This is a genomic window from Streptomyces sp. NBC_00096, assembly GCF_045041305.1.
Classification (GTDB): domain Bacteria; phylum Actinomycetota; class Actinomycetes; order Streptomycetales; family Streptomycetaceae; genus Streptomyces.
Map to the genome: position 1 here is coordinate 386,321 of NZ_CP108221.1, position 25,294 is coordinate 411,614.

Annotated in this window: 20 protein-coding genes and 2 pseudogenes; 11 read left to right on the top strand and 11 right to left on the bottom strand. The window is 73.1% G+C overall.

The annotated features are described in order from the left end of the window. Positions 1 to 32: 32 nt before the first annotated feature. Positions 33 to 143: pseudogene (locus OG904_RS01775) on the top strand (class II glutamine amidotransferase); the annotation flags it as partial. On the opposite strand, the gene OG904_RS01780 reads toward OG904_RS01775, so the two are convergent. The 5 genes from OG904_RS01780 to OG904_RS01800 all read right to left on the bottom strand — a co-directional run bounded on the left by OG904_RS01780 (position 131) and on the right by OG904_RS01800 (position 6,550). Further along, positions 131 to 1,561 (bottom strand): dihydrolipoyl dehydrogenase family protein, encoded by a 1,431-nt coding sequence (locus OG904_RS01780; RefSeq protein WP_405486622.1) that lies wholly within the window; start codon positions 1,559 to 1,561, stop codon positions 131 to 133. The pseudogene OG904_RS01775 and the gene OG904_RS01780 overlap by 13 nt on opposite strands. 39 nt (positions 1,562 to 1,600) lie before the next feature. Beyond that, positions 1,601 to 2,077: a thioredoxin family protein gene (locus OG904_RS01785; protein ID WP_405486624.1), complete on the bottom strand. Its 477-nt coding sequence runs from the start codon at positions 2,075 to 2,077 to the stop codon at positions 1,601 to 1,603. Positions 2,078 to 2,138: 61 nt separating this feature from the next. Continuing rightward, entirely contained in the window at positions 2,139 to 3,578 is a 1,440-nt protein-coding gene (locus OG904_RS01790) for an aldehyde dehydrogenase family protein (RefSeq protein WP_405486626.1), read from the bottom strand. A 228-nt stretch (positions 3,579 to 3,806) separates the two neighbouring features. Beyond that, positions 3,807 to 5,006 carry a thiolase family protein gene (locus OG904_RS01795; RefSeq protein ID WP_405486628.1) on the bottom strand — a complete coding sequence of 400 codons (1,200 nt, stop codon included), beginning with the start codon at positions 5,004 to 5,006 and terminating at the stop codon, positions 3,807 to 3,809. A 419-nt stretch (positions 5,007 to 5,425) separates the two neighbouring features. Then, positions 5,426 to 6,550, bottom strand: a complete 1,125-nt coding sequence (locus tag OG904_RS01800; RefSeq protein WP_405486630.1) for a LacI family DNA-binding transcriptional regulator — start codon at positions 6,548 to 6,550, stop codon at positions 5,426 to 5,428. A 307-nt stretch (positions 6,551 to 6,857) separates the two neighbouring features. Between OG904_RS01800 and OG904_RS01805 the strand changes: the two genes are divergently transcribed. Both OG904_RS01805 and OG904_RS01810 read left to right on the top strand, forming a co-directional pair. Next, positions 6,858 to 8,129, top strand: coding sequence for an MFS transporter (locus OG904_RS01805; protein WP_405486632.1), 1,272 nt, complete (start codon positions 6,858 to 6,860; stop codon positions 8,127 to 8,129). Between the two features lie 148 nt (positions 8,130 to 8,277). Beyond that, positions 8,278 to 8,973: an alpha/beta fold hydrolase gene (locus tag OG904_RS01810; RefSeq protein WP_405486634.1), complete on the top strand. Its 696-nt coding sequence runs from the start codon at positions 8,278 to 8,280 to the stop codon at positions 8,971 to 8,973. Positions 8,974 to 9,621: 648 nt separating this feature from the next. Here OG904_RS01810 and OG904_RS01815 read toward each other — a convergent pair. Further along, positions 9,622 to 10,827: a glycosyltransferase gene (locus OG904_RS01815; RefSeq protein WP_405486636.1), complete on the bottom strand. Its 1,206-nt coding sequence runs from the start codon at positions 10,825 to 10,827 to the stop codon at positions 9,622 to 9,624. 636 nt (positions 10,828 to 11,463) lie between these two features. On the opposite strand from OG904_RS01815, the gene OG904_RS01820 reads away from it, so the two are divergent. Then, positions 11,464 to 11,925 carry a type II toxin-antitoxin system PemK/MazF family toxin gene (locus OG904_RS01820; protein ID WP_405486638.1) on the top strand — a complete coding sequence of 154 codons (462 nt, stop codon included), beginning with the start codon at positions 11,464 to 11,466 and terminating at the stop codon, positions 11,923 to 11,925. Between the two features lie 248 nt (positions 11,926 to 12,173). On the opposite strand, the gene OG904_RS01825 is transcribed toward OG904_RS01820, so the two are convergent. Continuing rightward, positions 12,174 to 13,010, bottom strand: coding sequence for a TIGR02452 family protein (locus OG904_RS01825; RefSeq protein ID WP_405486640.1), 837 nt, complete (start codon positions 13,008 to 13,010; stop codon positions 12,174 to 12,176). Positions 13,011 to 13,116: 106 nt separating this feature from the next. Between OG904_RS01825 and egtA the strand changes: the two genes are divergently transcribed. From egtA to egtD, 4 genes are read left to right on the top strand one after another with little or no spacing between them, the layout of a single operon-like run. Then, positions 13,117 to 14,517: an ergothioneine biosynthesis glutamate--cysteine ligase EgtA gene (gene egtA, locus OG904_RS01830; protein WP_405497698.1), complete on the top strand. Its 1,401-nt coding sequence runs from the start codon at positions 13,117 to 13,119 to the stop codon at positions 14,515 to 14,517. Then, entirely contained in the window at positions 14,514 to 15,836 is a 1,323-nt protein-coding gene (egtB, locus tag OG904_RS01835; RefSeq protein ID WP_405486642.1) for an ergothioneine biosynthesis protein EgtB, read from the top strand. Before egtA ends, egtB begins: the two co-directional genes overlap by 4 nt. After that, entirely contained in the window at positions 15,836 to 16,627 is a 792-nt protein-coding gene (gene egtC / locus OG904_RS01840) for an ergothioneine biosynthesis protein EgtC (RefSeq protein ID WP_405486644.1), read from the top strand. The genes egtB and egtC overlap by 1 nt, the downstream gene beginning before the upstream one ends. Next, a complete protein-coding gene (gene egtD, locus OG904_RS01845; protein ID WP_405486646.1) occupies positions 16,624 to 17,676 on the top strand; it encodes an L-histidine N(alpha)-methyltransferase in 1,053 nt (350 codons plus the stop codon). The genes egtC and egtD overlap by 4 nt, the downstream gene beginning before the upstream one ends. A gap of 236 nt (positions 17,677 to 17,912) precedes the next feature. Here egtD and OG904_RS01850 read toward each other — a convergent pair. The 3 genes and pseudogenes from OG904_RS01850 to OG904_RS01860 all read right to left on the bottom strand — a co-directional run. Further along, a pseudogene (locus OG904_RS01850) lies at positions 17,913 to 18,443 on the bottom strand (lysophospholipid acyltransferase family protein); the annotation flags it as partial. Further along, on the bottom strand, positions 18,440 to 19,288 hold the full coding sequence (locus tag OG904_RS01855) for a GNAT family N-acetyltransferase (protein WP_405486648.1): 849 nt from the start codon (positions 19,286 to 19,288) through the stop codon (positions 18,440 to 18,442). The pseudogene OG904_RS01850 and the gene OG904_RS01855, both read right to left, overlap by 4 nt. A 165-nt stretch (positions 19,289 to 19,453) precedes the next feature. Then, positions 19,454 to 20,713: an extracellular solute-binding protein gene (locus OG904_RS01860; RefSeq protein WP_405486650.1), complete on the bottom strand. Its 1,260-nt coding sequence runs from the start codon at positions 20,711 to 20,713 to the stop codon at positions 19,454 to 19,456. Positions 20,714 to 20,880: 167 nt separating this feature from the next. Between OG904_RS01860 and OG904_RS01865 the strand changes: the two genes are divergently transcribed. Beyond that, the gene (locus tag OG904_RS01865) at positions 20,881 to 21,096 is read left to right on the top strand and encodes a dodecin (RefSeq protein WP_405486652.1); all 216 of its coding nucleotides are present in this window, start codon (positions 20,881 to 20,883) and stop codon (positions 21,094 to 21,096) included. 119 nt (positions 21,097 to 21,215) lie between these two features. Here OG904_RS01865 and OG904_RS01870 read toward each other — a convergent pair whose 3' ends face one another. After that, complete coding sequence (locus OG904_RS01870) at positions 21,216 to 21,710, bottom strand: hypothetical protein (RefSeq protein ID WP_405486654.1); 495 nt, start codon at positions 21,708 to 21,710, stop codon at positions 21,216 to 21,218. An 88-nt stretch (positions 21,711 to 21,798) separates the two neighbouring features. Between OG904_RS01870 and OG904_RS01875 the strand changes: the two genes are divergently transcribed. Next, complete coding sequence (locus OG904_RS01875; RefSeq protein WP_405486656.1) at positions 21,799 to 22,833, top strand: LLM class flavin-dependent oxidoreductase; 1,035 nt, start codon at positions 21,799 to 21,801, stop codon at positions 22,831 to 22,833. 10 nt (positions 22,834 to 22,843) lie between these two features. Then, complete coding sequence (locus OG904_RS01880) at positions 22,844 to 25,261, top strand: ABC transporter (protein ID WP_405486658.1); 2,418 nt, start codon at positions 22,844 to 22,846, stop codon at positions 25,259 to 25,261. Positions 25,262 to 25,294: the final 33 nt, after the last annotated feature.

The following is a 25,294-nucleotide window of genomic DNA, read 5'->3' on the forward strand; positions in this document are numbered from 1 at the left end:
CCAACGGGAACGGTCGGTCCTGCGTGGCGATGGCCGACCAGGTCCGCTCCCCGTTGTTCTTCGCCCGCATCCGGGCGTCGACCGGGACCGCGGTCCAGCAGTCGAACTGCCACCCGTTCCGGCACGGCCGCTACCCCCTGTGGGCTTCCAGCAGCCGCAGCCAGACCTCGCTGATCGTCGGAAACGCCGGAACCGCGTGCCACAGCCGGTCGATCGGCACCTGTCCCGCGACCGCGATGGTCGCCGCGTGCAACAGCTCGGCCGCGCCCGGTCCGACGAAGGTGACGCCGAGCAGGATCTCCCGGTCCAGGTCCACCACCATGCGGGCCCGGCCCCGGTATCCGTCGGCGTACAGGCCCGCTCCGGAGACCTTGCCGAGGTCGTAGTCGACGGCCCGGACGCGGTGGCCGGCCCGTTCCGCCTCCGCCAGGGTCAGGCCCACCGACGCGGCCTCCGGGTCGGTGAAGACGGCCTGCGGGAGCGCCTCGGTGTCGGCGGTCGCCGCGTGCGCGCCCCAGGGGCCGGTGTCCAGCGGTACCCCGCCTTCCGCACGGGCGGCGATGACGGCGCCCGCGATCCGGGCCTGGTACTTCCCCTGGTGGGTGAGTAGCGCCCGGTGGTTGACGTCGCCCACCGCGTACAGCCAGTCGATCCCCGGAACGCGGCAGCTGTCGTCCACCGCGATCCACCCGCCCGGCGTGAGCCCGACGGTGTCCAGGCCGATGTCCTCGGTGTGCGGGGAACGTCCCGTCGCCACCAGCAGCTCGTCGCCCTCCACCCGCTCGCCGCCCTCGAGCACCACGGTGACGGGCCCGGTCGGGCCGTCCCGTACGACGGACTCGACGGCCACACCCGTACGGACCACCGCGCCCGCCTCGCGCAACGCATCGGCGACCAGCTCCCCGGCGAACGGCTCCATGCGCGGGAGCAGCCCGGAGCCCCGCACGAGCAGGGTCACCTGGGAGCCGAGCGCCTGCCAGGCCGTGGCCATCTCCGCGGCCACCACCGATCCGCCGACGATCAGCAGCCGGCCCGGCGCCGCCTGCGCGGACGTGGCCTCACGGCTGGTCCACGGCCGGGCGTCCGCCAGGCCCGGCACGTCCGGGATCACGGCCCGGGTACCGGTCGCGACGACCACCGCGTGCCGGGCGGAGAGCACGTGATGCTCCCCCTCGGGGCTGGTGACGGCGACCTTCCGGACGCCGTAGAGCCGCCCGTGGCCCCGGTACACGTGGGCACCGACCGACTCCAGCCAGTCGACCTGGCCGTCGTCCTTCCAGCTGCCGGTCCAGTAGTCCCGGTGCGCGAACACCGCCGCCGCGTCCAGCGGACCGGCCACGGCCCCCGCGAGACCGGGCACCCGCCGCGCGTCGGCCCGGGCCAGCGCCGGGCGCAGCAGCGCCTTGCTGGGCACGCAGGCCCAGTACGAGCACTCGCCGCCCAGCAGCTCGCCCTCGACCACGGCCGTGCTGAGCCCGGCGGCGCGGGTCCGGTCCACGACGTTCTCGCCGGCCGGTCCCCCGCCGAGGACCACTACGTCGTACTCCACCGCTTCAGTCATACGGGCCAGTCTCACCGTCCGACGGGGGCCCGTCACGCATCAGGCGTCCGGCGTGCCGGACTCCTCGGCCGGCGAACCGGCCGCGCCGCCGTTCCTCTCGGCGGCGATCTTCGTGCGCACCTCGTCCATGTCCAGGGCGCGGGCCTGCGCGATGAGGTCCGTCAGGGCGGCCTCCGGCAGCGCGCCAGGCTGGGAGAAGATCGCGACCTGATCCCGGACGATCATGAGGGTCGGGATCGAGCTGATCTGGAAGGCCCCGGCGAGCTCCTGCTGCGCCTCGGTGTCCACCTTGGCGAAGAGCAGGTCGGGATTGGCCTCGGAGGCCTTCTCGTAGACCGGGGCGAACTGCAGGCAGGGACGGCACCAGCCCGCCCAGAAGTCGATCAGTACGAATGAGTTCTCACTCACCGTCCGGTCGAAGTTCTCCTTGGTCAGTTCGACGGTAGCCACGGTATTCCAGACCTCCTGAGTGCTGCTCTGCTTGTTCTCCGTGAACGAACGACCGGCGCGAAGCATTCCTGGTCACGCCATGTGATTCCACCCCCACCGACGGCGGGGGCGCCGGGGCGGGGGCGCCCTAGAACGGGTGTCCGCCCGGGGTGGACCGGAGCGTGGTCCAGCGCAGCTCGGTGAAGGCGTCGAGGTTCGCCTCGCCGCCGAAGCGGGCGCCGGTGCCGGACGCGCCGACGCCGCCGAAGGGAGCCACCGCCTCGTCGTTCACCGTCTGGTCGTTGACGTGCGCGATCCCGACCGGGATCCGCCCCGCCAGGTCCAGCCCGCGCGCCGCGTCGGCGGTCACGATCCCGAGGGACAGCCCGTAGGGACCGGCGGAGGCCAGCTCCACCGCTTCCTCGTCCGTCGCGAAGGACCGTACGGGCGCCACCGGGCCGAAGACCTCCTCGGCGTAGGCCGGGCTGTCGTCGCCGACGCCCGCCAGCACCGTGGGCCGGTAGAAGAGGTCCCGGTGGGTCCCGCCCGCGACGAGCTTGGCACCCCGTGCGGTGCTGGCCTCCACCAGGCCGTGGACCCGCTCCAGTTGAGGCCGGTCGATGAGCGGGCCCAGGTGCACGCGCTCGCGGTACGGGTCACCGACCGCGAGCTCCTCCGCGCGCGCGGCGAGCCGCTCCACGTACTCGTCGTAGAGCGAGGCGTGGACGAGGTGCCGGCCCGCCGTCATGCAGATCTGGCCCTGGTGGAAGAAGGAACCCCACGAGGCCTGCGCCACGGCCGCCTCCACATCGGCGTCGCGGAGCACCACGAGCGCCGAATTCCCGCCCAACTCCAGGTGCACACGCTTGAGGTGACTACCCGCCAGTTCTCCGACCGCCCGCCCGCTCGCAGTGGACCCGGTGAACGACACCACCCGGACCAGGGGATCGGCCACCACCGCCGCCCCCGTATCCGCACCGCCCGGCAGGACGTGCAGCAGCCCGTACGGCAGACCGGCCGCCGCGAAGACGGCGGCGAGTGCGAGGCCTCCGCAGACCGCGGTGCGCGGATCCGGCTTGAGGAGCACCGCGTTGCCCAGGGCGAGCGCGGGCGCGACCGAGCGGATCGAGAGGATCAGCGGGGCGTTGAAGGGCGCCACCACCCCGACCACACCGACCGGTTCGCGGCGGGTGAAGGACAGCCGGGGCGCCTCGCTCGGCAGCACCTGGCCGGCCGGACGCGAGGCCAGCGCCGCCGCCTCGTAGCACTCCTGCGCGGCGACGTGCAGCTCGAAGTCCGCCTTGCCCGGGATCGATCCGGATTCCCGCACCAGCCAGTCCCGCAACTCGTCGGAGTCCGCGGCGAACAGGTCCCCCGCGCGGCGCAGCACGGCCGCCCGCTCCAGGTGGGCGGCCCGCACCCAGTCGCGCTGAGCCGCGCGGGCCCGTACGGCGGCTTCCGCCACGTCGGCCGGGGCGGCCAGGTCGATGGTCGCGAGGGTCTGACCGGTGGCGGGTTCGACCACCGGAGCGGTACCGCCGGTGAGGGTGGGTCCGTCCTGCCAGAGCGTCGGATCGAGGAGCGGCATGGCGCGGGGCCTCCGGATGCGGGCGGGCGTGCCGGGGGGTGGCAGCACGCGCCATGCTGCCATCGCCCCGGACCGGAGGCATCAATTCCCTTCAGTTACTGCGCAGTTGGTCCACCACTATGACCGGAAACGATCGACTGCTCGGGTCGCCGTTTCCCGTTGCCGTTCCCGTCCCCATTGCCGATACCGCTCCCGCTCCCGCTCCCGCCGCTGTTGCCGTAGCGCGGATCAGCGCTCCAGAACGAGGGCGATGCCCTGGCCCACACCGATGCAGAGCGCGGCGACACCGGTACCCGATCCGGCCGCCGCCAGCTGGTGCGCCACCGAACCCGCCAACCGGGCCCCCGACGCGCCGAGCGGGTGCCCGATCGCGATGGCCCCGCCGCGCGGGTTGACCACGGCCGGATCCAGCTCCGGCCATGCGGCGAGACACCCCAACGCCTGCGCGGCGAAGGCCTCGTTGAGCTCGAAGGCGGTCAAGTCCCCGAATCCGCGGCCCGCCTTGGCGAGCGCCCGCTCGACGGCTTCCACCGGTCCCAGGCCGAAGAGCTGGGGCTCGATCCCGGTGACGGCGGAGGCGCTGATCCTGGCCAGCGGCTCCCGCCCGGTCGCGGCGAGGCCCTCCTCGTCCGTCAACAGCAGTGCGGCGGCGCCGTCGTTGAGCGGCGAGGCGTTCCCGGCGGTCACCGTGCCGGTGCCGTCGCTCCGGAAAGCGGGCTTCAGCCGCGCGAGCGCCTCTGGGGTGGAACCCTCGCGGATGCACTCGTCCCGCAGGAGGTCCACACCCGCGTACGGAACGACCTCGGCGTCGTACTGCCCGGCGGCCCAGGCGGCCGCCGCCTTGCGGTGGCTCTCCAGCGCGAAGGCGTCCTGCGCCTCCCGGCTGATGGAGTGCTCGTCGGCGACGAGCTCGGCGCCCTCGCCGAGGGAACCGGTCCACTCGGCGGGCATCCGGGGGTTGGTCATCCGCCAGCCGAGCGTGGTGGACCACATCTGCTGGTGCCCGGCGGGGAAGGTCCGCTCCGGCTTCTGCACCACCCAGGGGGCGCGGGACATCGACTCGACACCGCCCGCGATGGCGACGGAGGCGTCGCCGAGCGCGATGGCGCGGGCCGCCTGGACGACCGCTTCGAGCCCGGAGCCGCAGAGCCGGTTGACGGTGACACCCGGCACGGTCACGGGCAGCCCCGCGAGCAGCACCGCCATGCGGGCCACGTCACGGTTGTCCTCGCCCGCGCCGTTGGCATCGCCGAAGACGACGTCGTCGATGCGGGCCGGATCGAGTGCGGGCGTACGGTCCACGAGCGCGCGCACCACGTGGGCGGCCAGGTCGTCGGGGCGGATCCCGGCGAGGGCGCCGCCGAACTTCCCGATCGGGGTGCGGACGGCGTCGACGACGTACACGTCGCGGACGGTGCGGATGCTCATGGAGTCCCTCCTGGGCGAGCGGCCGGCGGCGCGGCACACCGACACCGCTGTCCGGCCCGGCGCACGCTCCGCCCGCGCCCTGTGGGGCGCGCCCGAAGTCTCCGTCCCGCCGTCCCCGCCTGTCAACGGCCTGCGACGGCGGGCCGCGGCAGGCGCGGCGGGCGCCGCACGGTCCGGTCCCGTGGGCCGTGCACCCCGGTGGTCCGTGCACCATGGCGCTGCGGGCTGCGGGCTGCGGGCTGCGGGCACCCCATGGTCCGGCCCCGTGGTCCGGCCCCACGGTCCCGCGGGCTCCGGGGCTCCGGGGCTCCGGGGCACCGGGCACCGGGCACCGGGCACCGGGCACCGGGCACCGACGTGCTGGTATCCCGATGCGCTGGCACCCCGCCGCCCGGGACCGGGTTAACCGAGCCCCCGGCTCACGTGGACTCGCGCGGCAGCGCCACCGCCGCCATCAGGTCGTACCGCCGGACCACCGCCGAAGGCTCCCGTACGGCCTGGTCCACCAGTCCCGCCAGCCGCTCCCCCGTCGGCATCTCGATCTGCACCGTGCTCAGCCGCGGCCGCAGCAAGCGCCCGATCAGCAGATCGTCCGCCCCGATGACGGCGACGTCCTGCGGCACCCGCAGCCCCGCCTCCTGGAAGGCCCGCATCAGCAGCATCGCGTACTCGTCGTTGTACGCGAACACCGAGTCCAGCCCGAGCGACCCCCAGCGGCCCGCCAGCACCGCCGCCGACTCCTCGGAGTACGCCATCGGCAGGGGCACGACCTCCGACACCGCCACGGACGCCGCCGCGGACCGCGCGCCCTCGAGGCGGGGGGTGGAGAACAGCTCCAGCCCCTCCTCCTCCGGGACGATCACGCCGATCCGCCGCCGGCCGCGCTCCACCAGGTGCGCCGCCGCCCGCGCGCCGACCTCCGCCTGGTCCATGACCAGCGCGTGCGCCCCGGCAACGCTGACCGGGCCCATCGTTATCACCGCACGCGCCCCGGCCCGCTTGAGCGTGGCCACGTTGTGCGCGGACAGGGTGATCTCCCCGAGGGAGATCACCGCGACCGGGCGCAGCTCGGCCCAGGCGCGGGCGGCCTCGTCGCCGGTGAGGCCGAGGCTGCCGTACTGGACCACCGTGTAGTCGAGGCTGCGCAGCGCCCACTGCAACTCGTTGAGGAAGCTGCTGTAGAGCGGTCCGATCGGCACGTGCGAGGTGGGCAGCAGCACGATGCGCGTATGCCCGGCACGCAGGCTGCGGGCGGCCGCGTGGGGGACGTAGCCGAGCTCCTCGGCGGCCTGGCGCACCTTGCGGCGGGTCGGCTCGCTGATGCGTACGGCCTCCGCGTTGTTCAGGACGTACGAGACCGTCGCGCGCGACACTCCGGCGAGGCGGGCCACGTCCGCGCTGGTCGGCACGGGTGGGGGCGGCGCGGGGGCGGGGGCCTCGAGGGTCGCGGCCTCGGGGGTGGCGGGGCCAGTGGGGGCGGTCAGCGCGGCCGTCGTGAGTGACGGCGACTCGGACTGCTTCGGCGGTTTCGATGACTGAGACATTGCCGTGGCATCTTTCCAGACCGGTTGCGCCCAGGGGCTAGCGGATGGCCGGAAACGAATGCTAGACAGTGGTTACACGATTCATTGACACGTGTAACCCAGGCGTCATCCCAGCTTCACGTGTCGGTGCGTGCCCAGCCGTGCCGCCGCCCTGTCGCGTTCCGTCGCACCCCCGCCGTCGTGACAGGGCGGCGCGCACCCTCCCCCTCTTCGTGCCTCTGCTCCCGTACCTCGGCTCCAGTACCGCCCCTCCCGTACCCCTCGTCCCGTACCCCTCGTCCCGTTACCAACTGCCCAGGAGGGCACCGTGGCCCTTTCCTCCCCCGGCACCGGCACCGCCGCCGCCACCACCGACGCCTCTGACGCCTCCGCCGGGTCCGCCGGGTCCGCCCCTGGACGCGGACTGCTTCCCTTGCTCCTCGTCGGCAACGGAGCCATGTACGCGCTGTACATCGGTGTCGCCGGCGTACTCCTCGCCCTCCAGGTCGAACACATCGACGCGGCGAACAAGGTCTCCAACTTCGGCCTGATCGCGGGGGTCGCGGCGATCTTCGCGACGGTCTTCAACCCGGTCGCCGGAGCCCTCTCCGACCGCAGCGGACGGCGCAACCCCTGGATCCTGGGCGGTGGGCTCGCCGCGATACCGGCGATGTTCCTGCTCGGCCTCGCGGACACGATCCTGCTCATCACGATCGCCTGGTGCCTCGGCCAGGCCGTGATGAACATCTACCAGGCCGCCATCACCTCCGTGGTCCCCGACCGGGTGCCGATGACCGCCCGAGGCAAGGCCTCCGCCGCAGTCGGCCTCGGCCTGCCGCTCGGTTCCACCGTCGGCGCCCTGGTCGGCGCGGCCTTCTCGGACGACTACCGCACCGGGTACCTGATCTTCGGCGCGCTCGTCGCCGGCGCCGCCGTGCTGTTCACCGTCTGCACCCGCGAGGAACGACGGCCGGCCAAGGCCGCGATGCCGGTCAAGGCGCAGCTGGCCGCCTTCGCGAGCGCGCTCAAGGACCACGACTTCCGCTGGGCCTTCATCGGGCGGGCGCTGCTCGTCCTCGGCTACTTCGCGGTGAGCGGCTACCAGCTGTACATCCTCCAGGACCACACCGTGCTGCCCGACGGCATGAAGCCGGAGGCGGCCGTGGCCATCATGATGCCGCTGACCAGCGTGGCGATGGTCGTCTCCACCGTCCTCGGCGGATGGCTCTCCGACAAGTACGACCGCCGCAAGCTCTTCGTCGGCGCCTCCGCACTGCTGTCCGCCATCGCCCTGGTGATCCCGGCCCTGTCGACCAGCTGGACGGCGATGCTGGCCTTCGCCGTGATCAACGGCCTCGCGTTCGGCTCCTACATGGCCGTGGACACCGCCCTGGTGACGATGGTGCTCCCCAAGGCGGAGGACGCTGCGCGAGACATGGGCGTACTCAACATCGCCAATGCCGGCCCGCAGATCGTGGCCCCGTTCATCGCCTCGGTGATCGTGTCCGTGAGCGGTGGCTACACGGCCCTGTTCATCGCGGCAGCCGCACTCGCCGTGGCGGGCGCGCTGGCGGTCAAGCCGATCCGCAGCGTTCGGTAGGGGTTCGTAGGGCTCAGTAGGGGTCCGTACGGGTCCGTAGGCGGCGGTAAGGGGCGGTGGATCCGTAGGGATCGGTCCGATTCGTTTCAGCTCCTGACTGGCATGTTCTGTTTCTGTACTCAGCAACCTTGATGTGAAAGGCACTACCGTGCAGCTCCACACCCACACCTGGGGCGAGGGCGACCGCATCGCCCTCCTGATCCACGGGATCATGGCCGACCACCGGACCTGGCGCCGGGTGGGCCCCGCCCTCGCCGACCACGGCTACCGCGTCATCGCCGTGGACCTGCGCGGCCACGGCGCCAGCGGCCGGGGCGAGTACAGCCCGGAGGCCTTCGCCGACGACGTGGTCGAGACCCTCCCGGTCGGCGCCGAGCTCGCCATCGGGCACTCCCTGGGCGGCCTGACCCTTTCCTACGCCGTAGGCCGGCTGAAGCCGAAGCGTGCCGTGTTCTCCGACCCGGCATGGCACCTGGCGGAGCTCGGCGCGGGCTTCGGCCCCGAGCTGTTCGCCCAGTTCAAGGCCGCGCCCAAGGAACAGATCCAGGCGATGAACCCGCGCTGGGAGGAGGCCGACGTGGACATCGAGCTGGCGACCCTGGCAGCGTGGGACGAGGCGACCGCGATGAGCCTGGCCCCGCTGACGGGCACGGACTTGCTGCCGCCCGCGCCGGTGGTCCCGTCCCTCGTGCAGCTGGCCGACCCGAGCTTCCTGATCTCCCCGGAGCGCGCGGCGGTACTCAAGGAGCGCGGCTTCGAGGTCCGTTCGGTCGCGGGGGCTGGGCACACCATCCACCGGGATGACTTCGACGGCTTCATGGCATCGCTGGAGGGGTGGATCTGAGGGGGCGGGCGGGGATCGGGTCGGCGATCTGAGGCTTGCCCGCCAGGCGCTGCGGGTTGGGCGGGGGCGTTGGGGGGAGCCGGGGGAGCCGGGGGAGCCGGGGGAGCCCGGGGGGAGCCCGGGGGGAGCCCGGGGGGAGCCCGGGGGGAGCCCGGGGGGAGCCCGGGGGGAGCCCGGGGGGAGCCCGGCAGTCCAGTGTCCTTTCGGTGCGGGCCGGCCCGTCAAGGGCGCTCCTCCTTCGTCGTCGCGTCGCTACGCGATGGCCTTCGGCCACCCTTGACCGACCGACCCACCCCGAAACGCCACAAGACTTCCGGGATCCCCCCGAGGAACGGCCGGGAGGGACGGATACGGAGGAGCGGCCGCATCAGGGATCTCCGTGCCCCCTTCGGCCGGTGCGACGATCCGCACCCGTCACCTGTCCGTACCGCCCAGCCGGAGGGAATGGACGCCCGGGACAGTCAGAGCATCCAGGCAGGGGCGGTCGGCCACCCTTCCCGAGACTTCGACAGGCCACCATGAGCGTAAGGACGACGAGAAGCGTCGCGCGGTCGGTGGGCGCATCGGATCGCTACACAGTCCCACTCGGCTCAGCGACTACCGACCGTCCGTGGCTGGACGTACGAATCCGCTCAACTGTCTGACGTTTCAGCCCGATACGAGGAGCTTCGCGGCCTGGGTTGCTCCGTCGGTGCGGATCGTGCCGGACAGGGCTTGCGCTCGTGATCGGGTCTCGGGGGTCAGTGCCGTGGTGAGGGCGGTGGACAGGGAGGCGACCGTGGGTGTCGGGTCGGTGTGAGCCGAGCCGATGCCCAGTTCGGCCACCCGGGCGGCCCAGTACGGCTGGTCCGCGATCCGGGGGACCACCACCTGGGGTGCGCCGGCCCGGGCCGCTGTCGTCGTGGTGCCCGCGCCGCCGTGGTGCACGACGGCGGCGACTCGGGGGAACAGCGCCTGCTGGTTGACCTCGCCGACGACGAAGCAGTCGTCGGCGTCGTCCACGGGGGCCAGGTCCGCCCAGCCACGGGCGAGGAGTACGCGCCGGCCCTGGGCGCGGCACGCTTCGATGGCCACCCGGGCGATTCCCTTCGGGGCGTGAGCGGCCATGCTGCCGAAGCCCACGTACACCGGTGGCGTACCCGCGTTCAGGAAGGCCTCCAGCCCTTCCGGGAGCGGACGGTCGTCGGGCAGGATCCACGCGCCGGTCTGCACGATGTCCAGGTCCGTCATGCCCCGCGACGGACACAGCGTCGCGTCTGCCGCCAGCCACGGCTGGTCGGTGAAGACGTGGTCGCGGACGTTGTCCACCGGCGGCAGACCGATTGCCGCCCGATGGGTATTGAGCGCCTCGCCGTACAACCCGTTCACCCTCTGGGCGTCCTGCTCCCACAGCACCCGCTTGTCGGTTTCGCCCTCCGGGGACGGCTTGCCGGGCCTCGAGCCGGGAGCGAAGTGCCGCGACGGCAGTCCGAAGATGTGGAAGCACGCGTACACGTACCGGATGCCCAGCTTCTCGGCCACGTCCCGGGCTCCGGCCGGCATCAGTCCGGTCGCCAGCAGTACGTCACACCCCTCGGCTGCCGCGGTGAGCGTCTCGAACCTCGCGGCAACCAGCGCGGGAGCGAGCCGGAACGCGTCCTCCCCCGTCGGTGGCCTCGTGCCTGCGACCACCGAGTGCACGGTCGGGCCGAGCGGCACCAAGCTCATGCCCACACGCTCCAGCAGCGCCGCGAACTCCTCGTCCGGCGGCGCACACACCCGTACCTCCGCACCGAGCTCACGCAACCCGACCGCCAGTCCCACCAGCGGCTCGACATCCCCGCGCGACCCCCATGCAGTCAGCAACACTCGCATCTCACAGCTCCCATTTCCGCAGGTCCGCGCCTTGGACCGTCGATTCTGCGCTACATACCGGGCCTTGCCGCAAGCCCCCCAGTCAGCTATACGTTGAAGAGGGAGCAGGAGAACCACCCACGTGCCCACGTGCCGCAGTCGCTGAGCCGAGTGGGACTGTGTAGCGATCTGACGCGCCCACCGACCCTGCGAAGGGCTGGTGGTCGTCCTTACGGTCCGGTTGGCCATGGGAACCCTCGGGAAGGGTGTCCGACCGCCCGATCCTGGATGCTCCGACCGTCCCGGGCCTCCATACCGTCCGGCTGGGCGGTCCCGACAGGTGACCGGTCCGGATGATGACCGGCCGAAGGGGGCACGGAGATCCCTGATCCGGCCGCTCCTCCGTATCCGTCCCTCCCGGCCGTTCCTCGGGGGGATCCCGGAAGTCTTGTGGCGTTTCGGGGTGGGTCGGTCGGTCAAGGGTGGCCGAAGGCCATCGCGAAGCGACGCGACGACGAAGGAGGAGCGCCCTTGACGGGCCGGCCCGCACCGAAAGGACACTGGACTGCCGGGCTCCCCCCGGACCCTGTCAACGCCCCGCCCAACCCGCAGCCCAGCCCCACCCCCGACCGCCCCGGACCCGGTAACCTCGCCCGAATGACGGCACTTTCACACCACAGCAACGGCCACCTCGAGCAGCCCGGCCGTGACGGCGCCACCGCGACGGCCGAGGCCGATCCGCATGCCATCGGGCCGGTGCAGACCTCGTACGCCCCCGATCGCGACGGGGATCCCGATCCCGGCGAGATCGTCTGGACCTGGGTCCCCTACGAGGAGAACGACGGGCGCGGCAAGGACCGCCCGGTGCTGGTCGTGGCCCGCGAGGCGGGCGGCACGCTCCTGGCCGTGCAGTTGTCCAGCAAGCGGCACGACCACGACCGGGAGTGGGTCCCCATCGGGACCGGGCCCTGGGACAGCGCCGGCCGCGAGTCCTGGGTGGACGTCGACCGGGTGCTGCGCGTACACGAGGACGGCATGCGGCGCGAGGCCTGCGCGCTGGACCGGGGCCGGTTCCAGCTGGTGGTGGACCGGCTGCGCGAGCGGTACGGCTGGCGGTAGCGGCTGGCGGTAGCCACTCAGGCCGAGGCGCTGCTGGCGGTAGCCACCCAGGCCGAGGTACAGCTGGCGGTAGCCACCCGAGCCGAGGCGCTGCTGGCGGTAACCACCCGAGCCGAGGCGCGGCCGCCGGGGCCGCGCCTCGGCCCGCACCCGCACCCGAACGCAGGGAGCGGAGACGCGCCACGTGCAGGCCCGCGACCCGCGCCCCTCCACGCCCCCCACCCCCTCCGCGGCCCCCTCAGTCCCCCTCAGCCCCCCACAACCCCCGCCAGCACCCGCTCGAAGGTCTCGCGGGTCTCCGGCTTGCGGTCCAGCACCCCGAACACCACGCGTTCGAACACACCCGCGAACCGCTCCGCGAGCAGGCTCCGGAAGGCCTCCGCCACCTGGGCCGGGTCGTTCTGGAAGACCCCGCAGCCCCACGCCCCCAGCACCAGGTCCCGGTACCCGTGCAGCGCCGCCACCTCCAGCACCAGCTCCGCCCGGCGTGCGAGGGCGGCCGGGATCTCGGCCACCCGCTCCGGCTCCTGGCGGCGGATCGTGCCCGCGTTCGGGGCCGGGGAGGTGAGGAAGCCGGCCCGGAAGGGGGTGTCCAGCAGGTCGCCCCGGTCGTCGCGGAAGACGGGGACCCCGGGCGAGTGAATCACCCGGTCGGTGTAGAACGTGCTGACCTCGGCGCGGTGGATCCCGTAGTACTCCGGAGCCTCCAGGAGGGTCTCGTAGAGCGCCGAGGCGCGGCAGAGCGCCTCCTCCTGGGCTTTGGCCCCGCGGACGTAGCCACCCCCGGGATTTCGGGCCGAGGCGAAGTTCAGGACGGCCACCGCGACCTCTCCGGGGTGGTCCGCCGCGAGCCTGCGGGCCGCGACCGTGCTGCTCTCGTCCGTGACCTCGACGGCGGTCCTTCCCGCACCCGACAGGATCTGCTCGCCTGGAATGACCCGGTTTGGCCCATATATCCTGGTTCCTGCCTTGGCTTCCGCCACGGCGGCGGCGAGCACCACCTGCCGCCCCGACCGCGCCCGGTAACCCCCGGTCGCCACGATCTCCGCATTCTCCCTCGCGATCTCGCGCAATCTGCCACTCATGTGGCGATCTTCGACGCTCCAGTGGCGCGTTTCAAGGGATTTGTGCCCCAACGGACGGGTAGGCGGGTTCATGTCACAGCCGACGAAGCGAGACGAGGGCCCCGTCATGCCCCAGGACGCCGCATCTCCTGGCTCAGCCCGCCTCACCCCCCTGACCGAAACCGCCGCCGAGGAGCTGGTCCACGGCATCTGCTTCAAGACCGGTCCGCCCCGTCTGCTCGGGGCCGAACTCGAATGGCTGCTGTTCGACGCCGAGCACCCCGACCGGCCCGTGTCCCACGAGCGGCTGGCCGCCGCGCACGACGCGGCCCGCGCGCTTCCCCTGAGCTCCCGCGTGACCGTCGAGCCCGGCGGCCAGCTGGAGCTGAGCTCCGCCCCCGCCGCTTCCCTCACCGGATGCGTGGACGGCCTCCAGGCCGATCTGGCCGCCGTCAGGGCCGCCCTGCGCGAGCGGGGCCTGGTGCTGCGCGGTCTCGGCCTGGATCCGCGCGGGCCCCTGCGGCGGATGCTCACCAGCCCGCGCTACGAGGCCATGGAGACCTACTTCGACCGCACCGGCCCGGCCGGGCGCTCCATGATGTGCGCCTCCGCCTCCGTCCAGGTCTGCGTGGACGCCGGTCACGAGGAGCCGGGCCCGCTGGGTCACGGCCGCCGCTGGCGCCTGGCCCACCTCCTCGGTGCGGTGCTGGTCGCCGCGTTCGCCAACTCCCCCGCGCGCGAGGGCCCGTACGCCGGCTGGCGGTGTGCCCGCCAGGGGGTCTGGAGTGACATCGACACCCGGCGCTCGCTGGCCCCGCCGCTGGAGGCGGAGCCCCGCGGCGCGTGGACCGCGCAGGCCCTGGACACCGAGGTGATGTGCGTACGGACCGATGGCGGGGGCCGGCCCTGGGCGGTGCCGCGCGGGCTGACCTTCCGCGACTGGCTGCGCTCCGGTGCCCCCCGGCCGGCGACCGCCGAGGACCTGGACTACCACCTGACCACCCTCTTCCCGCCGGTACGGCCCCGCGGCCATCTGGAGCTGCGGATGATCGACGCCCAGCCCGGCGACGACGGCTGGCTGGTTCCGGTGGCCGTCGTGCACGCACTGTTCGACGACCCGGAGGCCGCGGAGACCGCGTACCGGGTGGCGAAGGGTCTGGCCGACTCCTACGGGGCCCAGCCCGCGCCGCGCAATCCGCTGTGGCGCCACGCAGCGCGGCACGCCCTGTCCGATCCGGAGCTGAGGTCCGCCGCCCGCGCCTGCTTCCGGGCGGCCGCCGCGGCGCTGCCCGGGCTGGGAGCGAGCAGCCATGTCACCGACGCGGTGGGCGAGTTCACCGAACGCTACGCGTCCCGCGGCCGCTGCCCCGCCGACGACCGGACCGAGCCGCAGCAGACGGGGCGACCGCAGGCGCGGACCCAGGCGCGGCCCCAGCCACACCCACGTCCTCACCCGCAGACGCAGACGCAGACTCAGACACAGGCACAGGCACATCCCCAGCCGGCCGGCGAGGAGGCACACTCATGACCACCGACCCGGAGCCCCTGCGCGAGCGCGCCGCCGCCGCACTGACCGCGGCGCGGATCCGCACGGCCGGACTCACCGATGCCGTCACCGACCGGGATCTGACCGCCCAGCACTCCCCCCTGATGTCCCCGCTCGTGTGGGACCTCGCGCACATCGGGAACATGGAGGAGCTCTGGCTGCTGCGCAACGTGGCCGGCCGGGAGTCCATGCACCCCGAGATAGACCCGCTCTACGACGCGTTCGAGCATCCCCGCTCTGAGCGCCCGAAGTTGCCGCTGCTGGACCCGGCCGAATCCCGCCGGTACGCCGCCGAAGTGCGCGGGCGGGTCTTCGACCTGCTGGAGCGCACCCCGCTGGAGGGAACGGCGCTGCTGGACGGCGGTTACGCTTTCGGGATGATCGCCCAGCACGAACAGCAGCACGACGAGACGATGCTGATCACCCATCAGCTTCGGCAGGGCGCGCCGGTGCTGACGGCGCCCGATCCGGAGCCCCCGCAAGGACCGCCGCCTCCGGCGGGCGAAGCCCTCGTACCGGCAGGGCCATTCACGATGGGAACCTCCGCCGAGCCGTGGTCGCTGGACAACGAGCGGCCCGCGCACCAGCGGGACACGGAGGCGTACTGGATCGACACGGTGCCGGTTACCAACTCCGCGTACCAGGTGTTCATGGCTGACGGCGGCTACCGGCAGGAGCGGTGGTGGGCCCCGGCCGGCTGGGAGGAGATCCGCGGGCACGGGATCGAGGCCCCGCTGTTCTGGCACCGCGAGGGCGAGGTCTGGCTGCGCCGCCGTTTCGGGGTCACGGAGCCGGTGCCCGGGGACGAGCCGGTGCTGCACGTCAGCTGGTACGAGGCCGACGCCTACGCCCGCTGGGCGGGGCGCAGGCTGCCCACCGAGGCGGAGTGGGAGAAGGCGGCCCGCCACGATCCGGGGACCGGCCGGTCCACCCGCTACCCGTGGGGCGACGAGGACCCCACGCCCGCCCACGCCAATCTCGGCCAGCGCCATCTGCGGCCGGCCCGCGCGGGCGCGTATCCGGCGGGGGCTTCCCCGCTGGGGGTGCGCCAGCTGATCGGCGACGTGTGGGAGTGGACGGCTTCGGACTTCCTGCCGTATCCCGGGTTCCGGGCGTTCCCCTACCGCGAGTACTCGGAGGTGTTCTTCGGCCCGGAGCACAAGGTGCTGCGCGGCGGGTCCTTCGCCGTGGACCCCGTGGCCTGCCGCGGGACCTTCCGGAACTGGGACCTGCCGGTGCGCCGGCAGATCTTCTCCGGGTTCCGGACCGCACGTGACGCGAGCCCCGCGGGGAACGGCTGATGTGCCGTCACCTCGCCTATCTGGGACCGTCCGTGAGTCTCGGCCGCTTGCTGAGCGAGCCCGAGCACTCCCTGGTGCGCCAGTCGTGGGAGCCGCGCCGCCAGCGGCACGGCACCGTCAACGCCGACGGGTTCGGCGTCGGCTGGTACGCGGAGGCCGATCCGGTGCCCGCCCGCTACCGGCGGAGCGGGCCGGTCTGGGGCGACCTGACCTTCAGCGACCTGGCTCGGGTGGTCCGCAGCGAGGCCGTGCTGGCCGCCGTACGGGACGCCACGTGGGCCGGGGCGGACGGGGAGGCCGCGGCCGCACCGTTCACGGAAGGGCCCTGGTTGTTCAGCCACAACGGGACGCTGCGGGACTGGCCGGACTCCGCGGCCCCGGTCGCGGCCGGGCTGGCGCCGCAGGAGCTGCTCTCGCTGGCCGCGCGTACGGATTCGGCGCTGGTCTGGGCGCTGGTCCTGCACCGGCTGCGGGAGGACCCCGACCTCGGTGCGGCGCTCGCCGGTCCGGTACGGGAGCTGGCCGAGGCCGCGCCCGGATCGCGGCTGAACCTGCTGCTGACCGACGGCCGGGCGATCGCGGCGACGGCCTGGGGGGATTCGCTCTGGTACCTGTTCGACGCGGCCGCGCAGCGCACGGTGGTGGCGTCGGAGCCCTACGACGACGATCCGCGCTGGTGCGAGGTGCCGGACCGGACCCTGCTGACCGCCACGCGCACCCGGGTCGACCTGGTCTCCCTCAAGGAGACCCCCACCGGCACCGCACCGCACCAAGGAGACGAAGGCACGTGAACGACTTCCAGCTGACCCGCACCCTCGACGAGCACGCCGCCGAGGCGGCGCTGCGCACGGATGTGCGCAGCGGGCTGACCGGGTCCCCGAAGACTCTGCCGCCCAAGTGGTTCTACGATGCGCGCGGCAGTGAACTCTTCGAGGAGATCACGCGGTTGCCCGAGTACTACCCGACGCGCGCCGAGCGGGAGATCCTGCTGGAGCGGGCGCAGGAGATCGCTTCGGAGAGCGGTGCCCGGACCCTGGTGGAGCTGGGTTCCGGCTCTTCGGAGAAGACCCGGCATCTGATCGAGGCGCTGCCCGCGCTGGACACGTACGTACCGGTGGACGTGAGCGAGAGCGCGCTGACGGGGGCGGCCGAGGCGCTGCTGGCGGATCACCCGGGCCTGCGCGTGCACGCGTTGCTGGCCGATTTCACCCGGGCGCTGCGACTGCCGGACTCCCCCGGGCCCCGGCTGGTGGTGTTCCTGGGCGGCACGATCGGGAACCTGCTGCCGGCGGAGCGGGCCGTGTTCCTGGCGGACGTACGGGCGATGCTGTCGCCCGGGGACGCGTTGCTGATGGGGACGGACCTGGTGAAGGACCCGGCCGTGCTGGTGTCGGCCTACGACGACGTGCAGGGGGTGACGGCCGAGTTCAACAGGAACGTGCTGTCCGTCATCAACCGGGAGTTGGGCGCGGACTTCCACACCGCCGACTTCGCTCACGTGGCGGTGTGGAACCGGGAGCACGAGTGGATCGAGATGCGGCTGCGGGCCCGCAAGCCCGTGGTGGTGAAGGTCCGGGCGCTGGATCTGGAGGTGCCCTTCGAGGCGGGTGAGGAGATCCTGACGGAGATTTCGGCGAAGTTCCGTCAGGAGGGGCTCCGGAAGGAACTGGCATCTGCAGGGCTTGAGTTGACCCACTGGTGGACGGACGCGGCGGGCCGGTTCGCCCTGTCCCTGTCGGTGGCGGACGGCATCGGCACGGATGGCTGGGAGGGGACGCCGGGCAGGAGCGGGCGCACCGGTGCGGTCGACGGATCGGGTTCCCCGAGCACGGCGGCCTGAGCGGCGGCCGCGAGGTCCCGCCGGTCCGCGTGCCGGCCCGGCGGGATCCGCGGCAGCAGCCACACCTCGGCGCGCACCCCGCGGGCCCGCGCGATCCGCCAGAGCGAGGCGGTCAGTGGATCGTCCCCGACGAACGCGGGCGCCCCGGCTGGGCTCCCGTCGTCGAGCAGGTAGGCGATCCGTACGGGCTGTACGGGCACCCGCGCGTCCAGCGCGGCCTGGAACGCGGCCCGGCGGAAGGGCCCTTGGGCGCGCCCGCACCAGGTGGAGCCCTCGGGGTAGACGGTGACGCGGTCGCCGGCGAGCAGGGCCCGGGCGACGGTGTCGACGGTGGCGGGCAGGGCGCGGATCCGGTCGCGCTCGATGTACAGGGTGCCGGCCTGCCGGGAGAGCGGGCCGAGGACGGGCCAGCTCCGGATGTCGCTCTTGGCCAGCATCCGGGAGGGCATGACGGCGGCGACGAGCGGGATGTCGAGCCAGGAGATGTGGTTGGCGACGATCAGGCGGCCGCCGTCCGGGCCCGGGCTGCCGTGGACGGTGATCCGCAGGCCGAAGGCGCCCAGCAGCGCGGCCGCCCAGGCGCGGACGACCAGGTGCCGGGGCCGCTCCGGCAGCAGGCGCAGCGGCGGGGCGCCGAGTATCCCGAGCAGGATCAGGGCGACGGCCGCGGCGAGCCGCAGTACGGCGCGCGGCACGCTCGCGGTGCGGCCCCCGTGGTCGGCGCAGACGACGGGGGTGCAGGGCGAGGTCGGGAGCCAGACGCTCATGCGACCGGGGCGAGCGAGAGGAAGTGCTTGAGGTAGCGGGGGTTGGTGCGGCGCAGGGAGAGCAGGACGTACAGGTCGGCGCAGCCGAACTCGGAGTCGAGGGCGGGTTCGCCGCAGACCCAGGCACCCAGGCGCAGGTAGCCGCGCAGCAGCGGGGGCAGTTCCATCCGGGCGGGGAAGTCGATGCCTTCGGGGCTCCAGGGGAGGTGCGGGGTGACCCGGTACTCGACGGGGGCGAGGCTGCGGGTGAGGACGTTCTCGCGGGTGGCGGCGGCGAGGACCCCGCCGTCGGCGAGCGGTATGGAGCAGCAGCCGGCGAGCCAGTTGTGCCCGGAGCGGTCCATGTAGCGGGCGAGGCCGGCCCAGATGAGGGCGATGACGGCGCCGTTGCGGTGGTCGGGGTGGACGCAGGAGCGGCCGACCTCGACGAGGTCGGGGCGGATGGGCGCGAGGGCGGAGAGGTCGAACTCGCCCTCGGAGTAGAGGCGTCCGGCGACGGCGGCGCGTTCGGGGGGCAGCAGCCGGTAGGTGCCGACCACCTGCTCGGTCTCCTCGTCGACGACCAGGAGGTGGTCGCAGTAGGCGTCGAAGGCGTCGGCGTCCAGGCCCGGCTCCGGGCCTTCGAGCCGGGCGCCGAGCTCGCCGGCGAAGACCAGGTGGCGCAGCCGCTGGGCGGCGCGCACCTCGTCCTCGTCACGGGCCAGGCGTACGGCGTAGCGGGGTGCGGGTGTCTCGACCGCGGGCCGGGCGGGGGCAGGGGCGGGAGCGAGCACAGGGGCAGGGGCAGAGGCGAGCACGGAGGCGGACGGGGACACGGCGGACGGGGACAGGGGGGCGATGGTCATGGCGGCTCCTGGTCCGGCACGGGAGCCAGGCCGGCAGGTGTGCGGCCTGGCTCCTTTACTTCTTCCGTGACCGGCTGGATTCGACATGACCGCTTCGCGGCCCTTGGATGTGCGAACGCTGAACTTGCCGGGCGGGGCCCGCCCCGCCCGGTGGGCCCCGGCCGGTCAGCGGTCGGAGCTGAGGACCTTGCTGATGCTGTCGGAGGCCGTCTTCGCGGCCTCCTCGGGGTCCTGGCCGGTGAGGACCGCCGTCATGAAGGGCTTGATCGGGTTCTTGGCCTCGACCTCGGCCCAGCGGGCGGACTTCGGGGTGGCGCGGCCCTGGGCGGCGCCGGGGGCCATCGCGGTGGCGCCCTCGTTGCCCTGGACCACGTGCGCGAGGGTGGTCTTGTTGGGTACGTAGCTCATCGTGCGGGCGAGCTCGGTCTGCCACTTCTCGCTGACCAGGGCGGTGATGAGCGCGACCGCGTTCTTACGCTGCTTCGTCTTCTCCGGGACGATCAGGTCCGAACCGCCGGTGAAGACGGCGCCCACCTTGTCGGCGGTCTTGCCGGGGATCGGGAAGAATCCGAGCTTGCCCTTGAGCTCGGGGTTCGCGGCCTCGATGGCGGCGGCCTGGCCGGGCGGGGCGATGATCTGGGCGATCCCGCCGCGGGCGAAGACGTCGGACTGCGGGGGTGTCTCCTCGTCGGCGTCCTTGGGGCCGTTGCCGAGGGCCTGGAGCTGCTTGTAGAACTCCATGCCGGCCAGGGCCTTCTCGTCGTCGAGGGTGCCGAGCCACTGGCCGCCGCCTTCGACGGCGAGTTCGCCGCCTTCGTCCCAGACGAAGCCGGCGAGGACGTACCAGTTCTGCCCGGCCAGGTATATGCCCTGCTGGCTGCCCTTGTCGAGCTTCTGGGTGGCCTGGATCCACTCCTGGCGGGTCCTGATCGGTGCCTTGATCCCGGCGTTCGCGAACAGGTCCTTGTTGTAGATCACCACGCGGTTGGCGGCGTACCAGGGGACGCCGAACTGGGCGCCGTTGACGCTGCCGGGGTCGGAGAGACCCTTCAGCCAGTCCTTGCCGTCCCACTCGCGCAGGGCTTCGAGGGTGAGTTCGCTGACGCCGCCGGTCTCGACGTACTGGGCGACCTGGGTGTTGCCGACCTCGATGACGTCGGCGCCCTCCTTGCTCGTCCCGGCGAGCACGGCGTTGACCTTGTCCCCGATGCCCTTCCACTCCTGGATCTTGACGTCGAGGTCGATGGCCGGGTGTTCCCGCTCGAAGGTGCTGGTGAACTGGCTGATGAAATCGTCGGAGGCGCTGCCCTTCATCAACCAGAGCGTCACCTTCTGCGGACCGGCCGCCGATCCGGCCGGACTGCAGCCGGTGAGGGCGGTCGCGGCCACGAGAGCGGTGGACACGGCAAGGAAGCGCATCTTCACGAAAAGTCACCTTCTGGGGATGAATCTCAGATGGCTTGAAAATTGGCATGGACCAATGCGCGGGTCAAGGGGGTATCGCTGTGGATCCTTCGCGCAAAGTTCGCGGACCCGGACTTACTGGGGCACCGTAGAACAAGGCAACAGCCACCCAGTGTCGGGAGACCCCCATGTCCAATCACACGTACCGGGTGACCGAGATCGTGGGCACGTCCAACGAGGGCATCGATAAGGCCATCCGCAACGGCATCGCCCGCGCGGCCGAGACCCTGCACCATCTGGACTGGCTCGAGGTCACGCAGATCCGGGGGCACATCGAGAACGGCGAGGTCGCGCACTACCAGGTGGGCATCAAGGTCGGCTTCCGGCTCGACGGCGAGGCCTGAGGCCCCTCCGGGGCTGCTGAGGTCCCCCGGCTGCCCTAGGTCCCTGCGGGGCTGCCCGAGGTCCCTGCGGGGGCTGCCCGAGGAGTCGCCGCAGAGGCCATCGGGCAGTCCCGGGGATGTCAGGTGCGCCCCTCGCCCTCCTGCGCGTCCTTGAGCTCCGGCGCGTCCGCCGCCCAGTCCGCCAGGACCACGCGGAAGCCCGCCTCGCGCGCCGCCCGGCACACCAGCTCGTCGTCGTCCACGAGCATCCGCACCTCACGGCCCCGCGAGATCCGCGTCAGCACCTCCAGCTTGGTCGTCCGGGCGGGCCGCCGGTCCTGGTTCCCGCGCATCCACAGCCGCCCCTCGGGCAGCCCGTGCCGCGCGAGCCAGTCCACCGTGTCCGCCCGGCACCGCTCCGGGCGGCCGGTGAGGTACGCGACCTCGCAGTCGGCCGCGCTCTCCACCGCGAGCGCGATCCCGCGGGCGAGCGGCGGATCGGCGGGCGCCGCGCCGAAGAATCCGCTCCAGTCGCGCGGCCGGCGCTCCAGGAAGTGCTGGCGGTGACCTGTGTCGGCCAGGGTGTTGTCGATGTCGAAGACGGCCAGGGGCCTGCGGTTCTGAGTCTCGGTCACACCGCCAGCCTAAGCAGCGGCAGGCTCCGGACCACCGCCGGCGGGAGGTCCCGGGAAATGTTGGCGGCCCCAGCGCGTTGACCCCTGTGTGATCAGCAGAATCTCGATACTCGACCGGTCCCGCACCCGTGAGGGGCACCCCGCCGCGCAGGCCCTGCGCGACACCGTGGAGCTGGCACGCGCCGCCGAGCGGCTCGGCTACCACCGGTTCTGGGTCTCCGAGCACCACAGCGTGCCCGGCGTCGCCGGTTCCGCGCCCACCGTGCTGGCCGCCGCCGTCGCCGGGGCGACCGGCCGGATCCGCGTCGGCACCGGCGGGGTGATGCTGCCCAACCACCAGCCGCTGGTCGTCGCGGAGCAGTTCGGGGTGCTGGAGTCGCTCTTCCCCGGCCGCATCGACATGGGACTCGGCCGCTCGGTCGGCTTCACCGGCGGGATCCGCCGCGCGCTCGGCCGGGACACCGGGGACGCCGACCGGTTCGAGGAGCAGCTCGCGGAGCTCCTGGGCTGGCTCGACGGCTCCCAGCGCGCCCACCCCGAGGTGCACGCCCGCCCGGCGGAGGGGCTGCGGATCCCGCCGTACGTGCTGGCCACCGGCGAGGGGGCCGGCATCGCGGCCCGGGCCGGGCTGCCGCTGGTGGTGGGAGACCTGCGGACCCGCGCACGGGTCGCGCAGATCGTCGCGGCGTACCGCGAGGAGTTCCGGCCCTCCCGCTGGGGCGCGGAGCCGTACGTCGTGGTCTCCGGAACGGTCGCGGTGGCCGCCAACGCCGCGGCCGCCCGCCGGATCCTGGTCCCGGAGGCGTGGGCCGTCGCGTACTCCCGCACCCGGGGGAGCTTCCCGCCGCTCCGCCCGGCCGGGGAGATCGACGCCCTCGCCATGACCCCCAAGGAGCGGGAGCTGTACGAGGGCGCCCTCGCGGGGCACGTCCACGGCACGGAGGACCAGGTCGCGGCCGAACTGTCCGCGATCGCGGAGCTGACCGGGGCGGACGAGCTGCTGGTGACCACGTCCACGTACGACCGGACGGCGCTGCTGGACTCCTTCGGCAGGCTCGCCCGGCTGGCCGGCCTGGCGGGGCACGCGGACCTCGCCGGGCAGTCCGCCCTCTCCGGACACTAAACTGGGACCAATGCACCGGCCCGCCGCCCCGTACACCCCACATGCCCCGCACGCCCATGATCCCTACGTCCGCGTCCGCGGCGCCCGGGAGCACAACCTGCGCGGGGTCGACGTGGACATCCCGCGCGACGCGCTGACCGTGTTCACCGGGGTCTCCGGCTCCGGGAAGAGCTCGCTGGCCTTCGGTACGCTCTTCGCCGAGGCCCAGCGGCGGTACTTCGAGTCCGTGGCTCCGTACGCCCGCCGCCTGATCCACCAGATCGGCGCGCCGAAGGTCGACTCCGTCACCGGGCTGCCGCCGGCCGTCTCACTGGAGCAGCGCCGCTCCTCCCCCGGGTCGCGGTCCTCCGTCGGGACGGTGACCATGCTGTCCAACTCCCTGCGGATGCTGTTCTCGCGGGCCGGCGACCATCCCCCCGGCGCCGAGCGGCTGGACTCCGACGCCTTCTCCCCCAACACCGCCGCCGGGGCCTGCCCTTCCTGTCACGGGCTCGGCCGCGTGCACCGCACGAGCGAGGAACTGCTCGTGCCGGACGCCGGGCTGTCGATCCGTCAGGGTGCCATCGCCGCCTGGCCGGGGGCCTGGCAGGGCAAGAACCTCCGCGACATCCTGGACGCGCTGGGCCACGACGTGGACGCGCCCTGGCGGTCGCTCACGGCGGAGGACCGCCAGTGGATCCTGTTCACCGAGGAACAGCCGGTGGTGACCGTGCATCCGGTGCGGGAGGCCGACCGGATCCAACGGCCCTACCAGGGCACGTACATGAGTGCCCACCGGTACGTGATGCGGACGTTCGCCGACAGTCGGAGCGCCACCCTCCGGGCCCGCGCCGAGAAGTTCCTCACCGATTCCCCGTGCCCGGGGTGCGAGGGGCGGCGACTGCGTCCGGAGGCGCTGGCCGTGACCTTCGCGGGCCGCACGATCGCGGAGCTGGCGGCTCTGGCCCTGACCGAGCTGGACGGGGTACTGGCCACCGCGCACGGCGGCGGCGAGGCCGCCCGGGTCCTGACCGAGGACCTGCGCTCCCGGATCGGCCCGGTCACCGAGCTCGGGCTGGGCTACCTGAGCCTGGACCGCGGCGCTCCGACCCTGTCTGCGGGCGAGCTCCAACGGCTGCGGCTGGCCACGCAGTTGCGTTCGGGACTGTTCGGCGTGGTGTACGTACTGGACGAACCGTCGGCAGGGCTGCACCCGGCCGACACCGAGGCGCTGCTCGGGGTACTGGACCGGCTGAAGGAGGCCGGGAACACGGTGTTCGTGGTGGAGCACCACCTGGACGTGGTGCGGCACGCGGACTGGCTGGTGGACGTCGGTCCGCTGGCCGGGGAACACGGCGGGCGGGTGCTGCACAGCGGGCCGCCGGCGGGACTGGCGGCGGTGGCGGAGTCGGCGACGGCGCGGCACTTGTTCGGGACCCTGCGCGCGGACGAGCGGACGGTACGGGCGACGCGGAGGCCGACCGGGTCCGTCCGGCTCAGCGGTGTGGAACGGCACAACCTCCGTGACCTGACGGCCGAGTTCCCGCTCGGGGTGTTCACGGCCGTGACGGGCGTGTCGGGTTCGGGCAAGTCCACCCTGGTGGGCCAGGTGCTCGCCCGGGAGGTCCGCGAGCGGCTGGCGGAGCCGAACTTCCCGGTACGGCGGCTCGTGGAGGTGGACCAGAAGCCGATCGGCCGCACCCCGAGGTCCAACCTCGCCACGTACACGGGTCTGTTCGACGTGGTCCGCCGGCTCTTCACGGCGGCTCCGGAGTCGAAGGCGCGGGGCTGGAAGGCGGGCCGTTTCTCCTTCAACGTGCCGGGTGGGCGCTGCGAATCCTGCCAGGGCGAGGGCTTCGTCTCGGTGGAGCTGCTGTTCCTGCCCAGTACGTACGCCCCGTGCCCGGAGTGCGCCGGTGCGCGGTACAACTCCGAGACCCTGGAGGTCCGTTACTCGGGGCTGAACATCGCGGAGGTGCTCGCCCTGACGGTGGAATCGGCGGCCTCCTTCTTCGCCGGGGTCCCGGCGGCGGCGCGGAGCCTGTCGGCGCTGTCGGACATCGGCCTGGGATACCTGCGCCTGGGACAGCCGGCCACGGAGCTGTCGGGCGGTGAGGCGCAGCGCATCAAGCTGGCGACCGAGCTCCAGCGAACGCGCCGCGACCACACCCTCTACCTGCTGGACGAGCCGACGACCGGGCTCCACCCGGCCGATGTGGCGGTGCTGCTGCGGCAGTTGCACGGGCTGGTGGACGCCGGGCATTCGGTGGTGGTCGTGGAGCACGACATGGCGGTGGTGGCGGGCGCGGACTGGGTCATCGACCTGGGACCGGGTGGCGGCGCGGACGGCGGCCGGGTGGTGGCCTCGGGCACGCCCGCCGAGGTGGCCCGGGCCACCGGCAGCCGCACGGCCGCCTATCTGGAGCGGGCCCTCGCGAGACGGCGGTAGCTCACCCGATCACCCGCTCACGCGTTCACCCGT

What these genes read in the sequence shown, in the direction of transcription:
- egtA (WP_405497698.1), top strand. Translation starts at nt 13,117, where the DNA reads ATGCCCCAGGACGCCGCATCTCCTGGCTCAGCCCGCCTCACCCCCCTG.
- OG904_RS01795 (WP_405486628.1), bottom strand. Translation starts at nt 5,006, where the DNA reads ATGAGCATCCGCACCGTCCGCGACGTGTACGTCGTCGACGCCGTCCGC.
- OG904_RS01785 (WP_405486624.1), bottom strand. Translation starts at nt 2,077, where the DNA reads ATGCTTCGCGCCGGTCGTTCGTTCACGGAGAACAAGCAGAGCAGCACT.
- OG904_RS01800 (WP_405486630.1), bottom strand. Translation starts at nt 6,550, where the DNA reads ATGTCTCAGTCATCGAAACCGCCGAAGCAGTCCGAGTCGCCGTCACTC.
- egtB (WP_405486642.1), top strand. Translation starts at nt 14,514, where the DNA reads ATGACCACCGACCCGGAGCCCCTGCGCGAGCGCGCCGCCGCCGCACTG.
- OG904_RS01880 (WP_405486658.1), top strand. Translation starts at nt 22,844, where the DNA reads ATGCACCGGCCCGCCGCCCCGTACACCCCACATGCCCCGCACGCCCAT.
- OG904_RS01820 (WP_405486638.1), top strand. Translation starts at nt 11,464, where the DNA reads ATGACGGCACTTTCACACCACAGCAACGGCCACCTCGAGCAGCCCGGC.
- OG904_RS01825 (WP_405486640.1), bottom strand. Translation starts at nt 13,010, where the DNA reads ATGAGTGGCAGATTGCGCGAGATCGCGAGGGAGAATGCGGAGATCGTG.
- OG904_RS01780 (WP_405486622.1), bottom strand. Translation starts at nt 1,561, where the DNA reads ATGACTGAAGCGGTGGAGTACGACGTAGTGGTCCTCGGCGGGGGACCG.
- OG904_RS01790 (WP_405486626.1), bottom strand. Translation starts at nt 3,578, where the DNA reads ATGCCGCTCCTCGATCCGACGCTCTGGCAGGACGGACCCACCCTCACC.
- OG904_RS01815 (WP_405486636.1), bottom strand. Translation starts at nt 10,827, where the DNA reads ATGCGAGTGTTGCTGACTGCATGGGGGTCGCGCGGGGATGTCGAGCCG.
- OG904_RS01865 (WP_405486652.1), top strand. Translation starts at nt 20,881, where the DNA reads ATGTCCAATCACACGTACCGGGTGACCGAGATCGTGGGCACGTCCAAC.
- OG904_RS01855 (WP_405486648.1), bottom strand. Translation starts at nt 19,288, where the DNA reads ATGACCATCGCCCCCCTGTCCCCGTCCGCCGTGTCCCCGTCCGCCTCC.
- egtC (WP_405486644.1), top strand. Translation starts at nt 15,836, where the DNA reads ATGTGCCGTCACCTCGCCTATCTGGGACCGTCCGTGAGTCTCGGCCGC.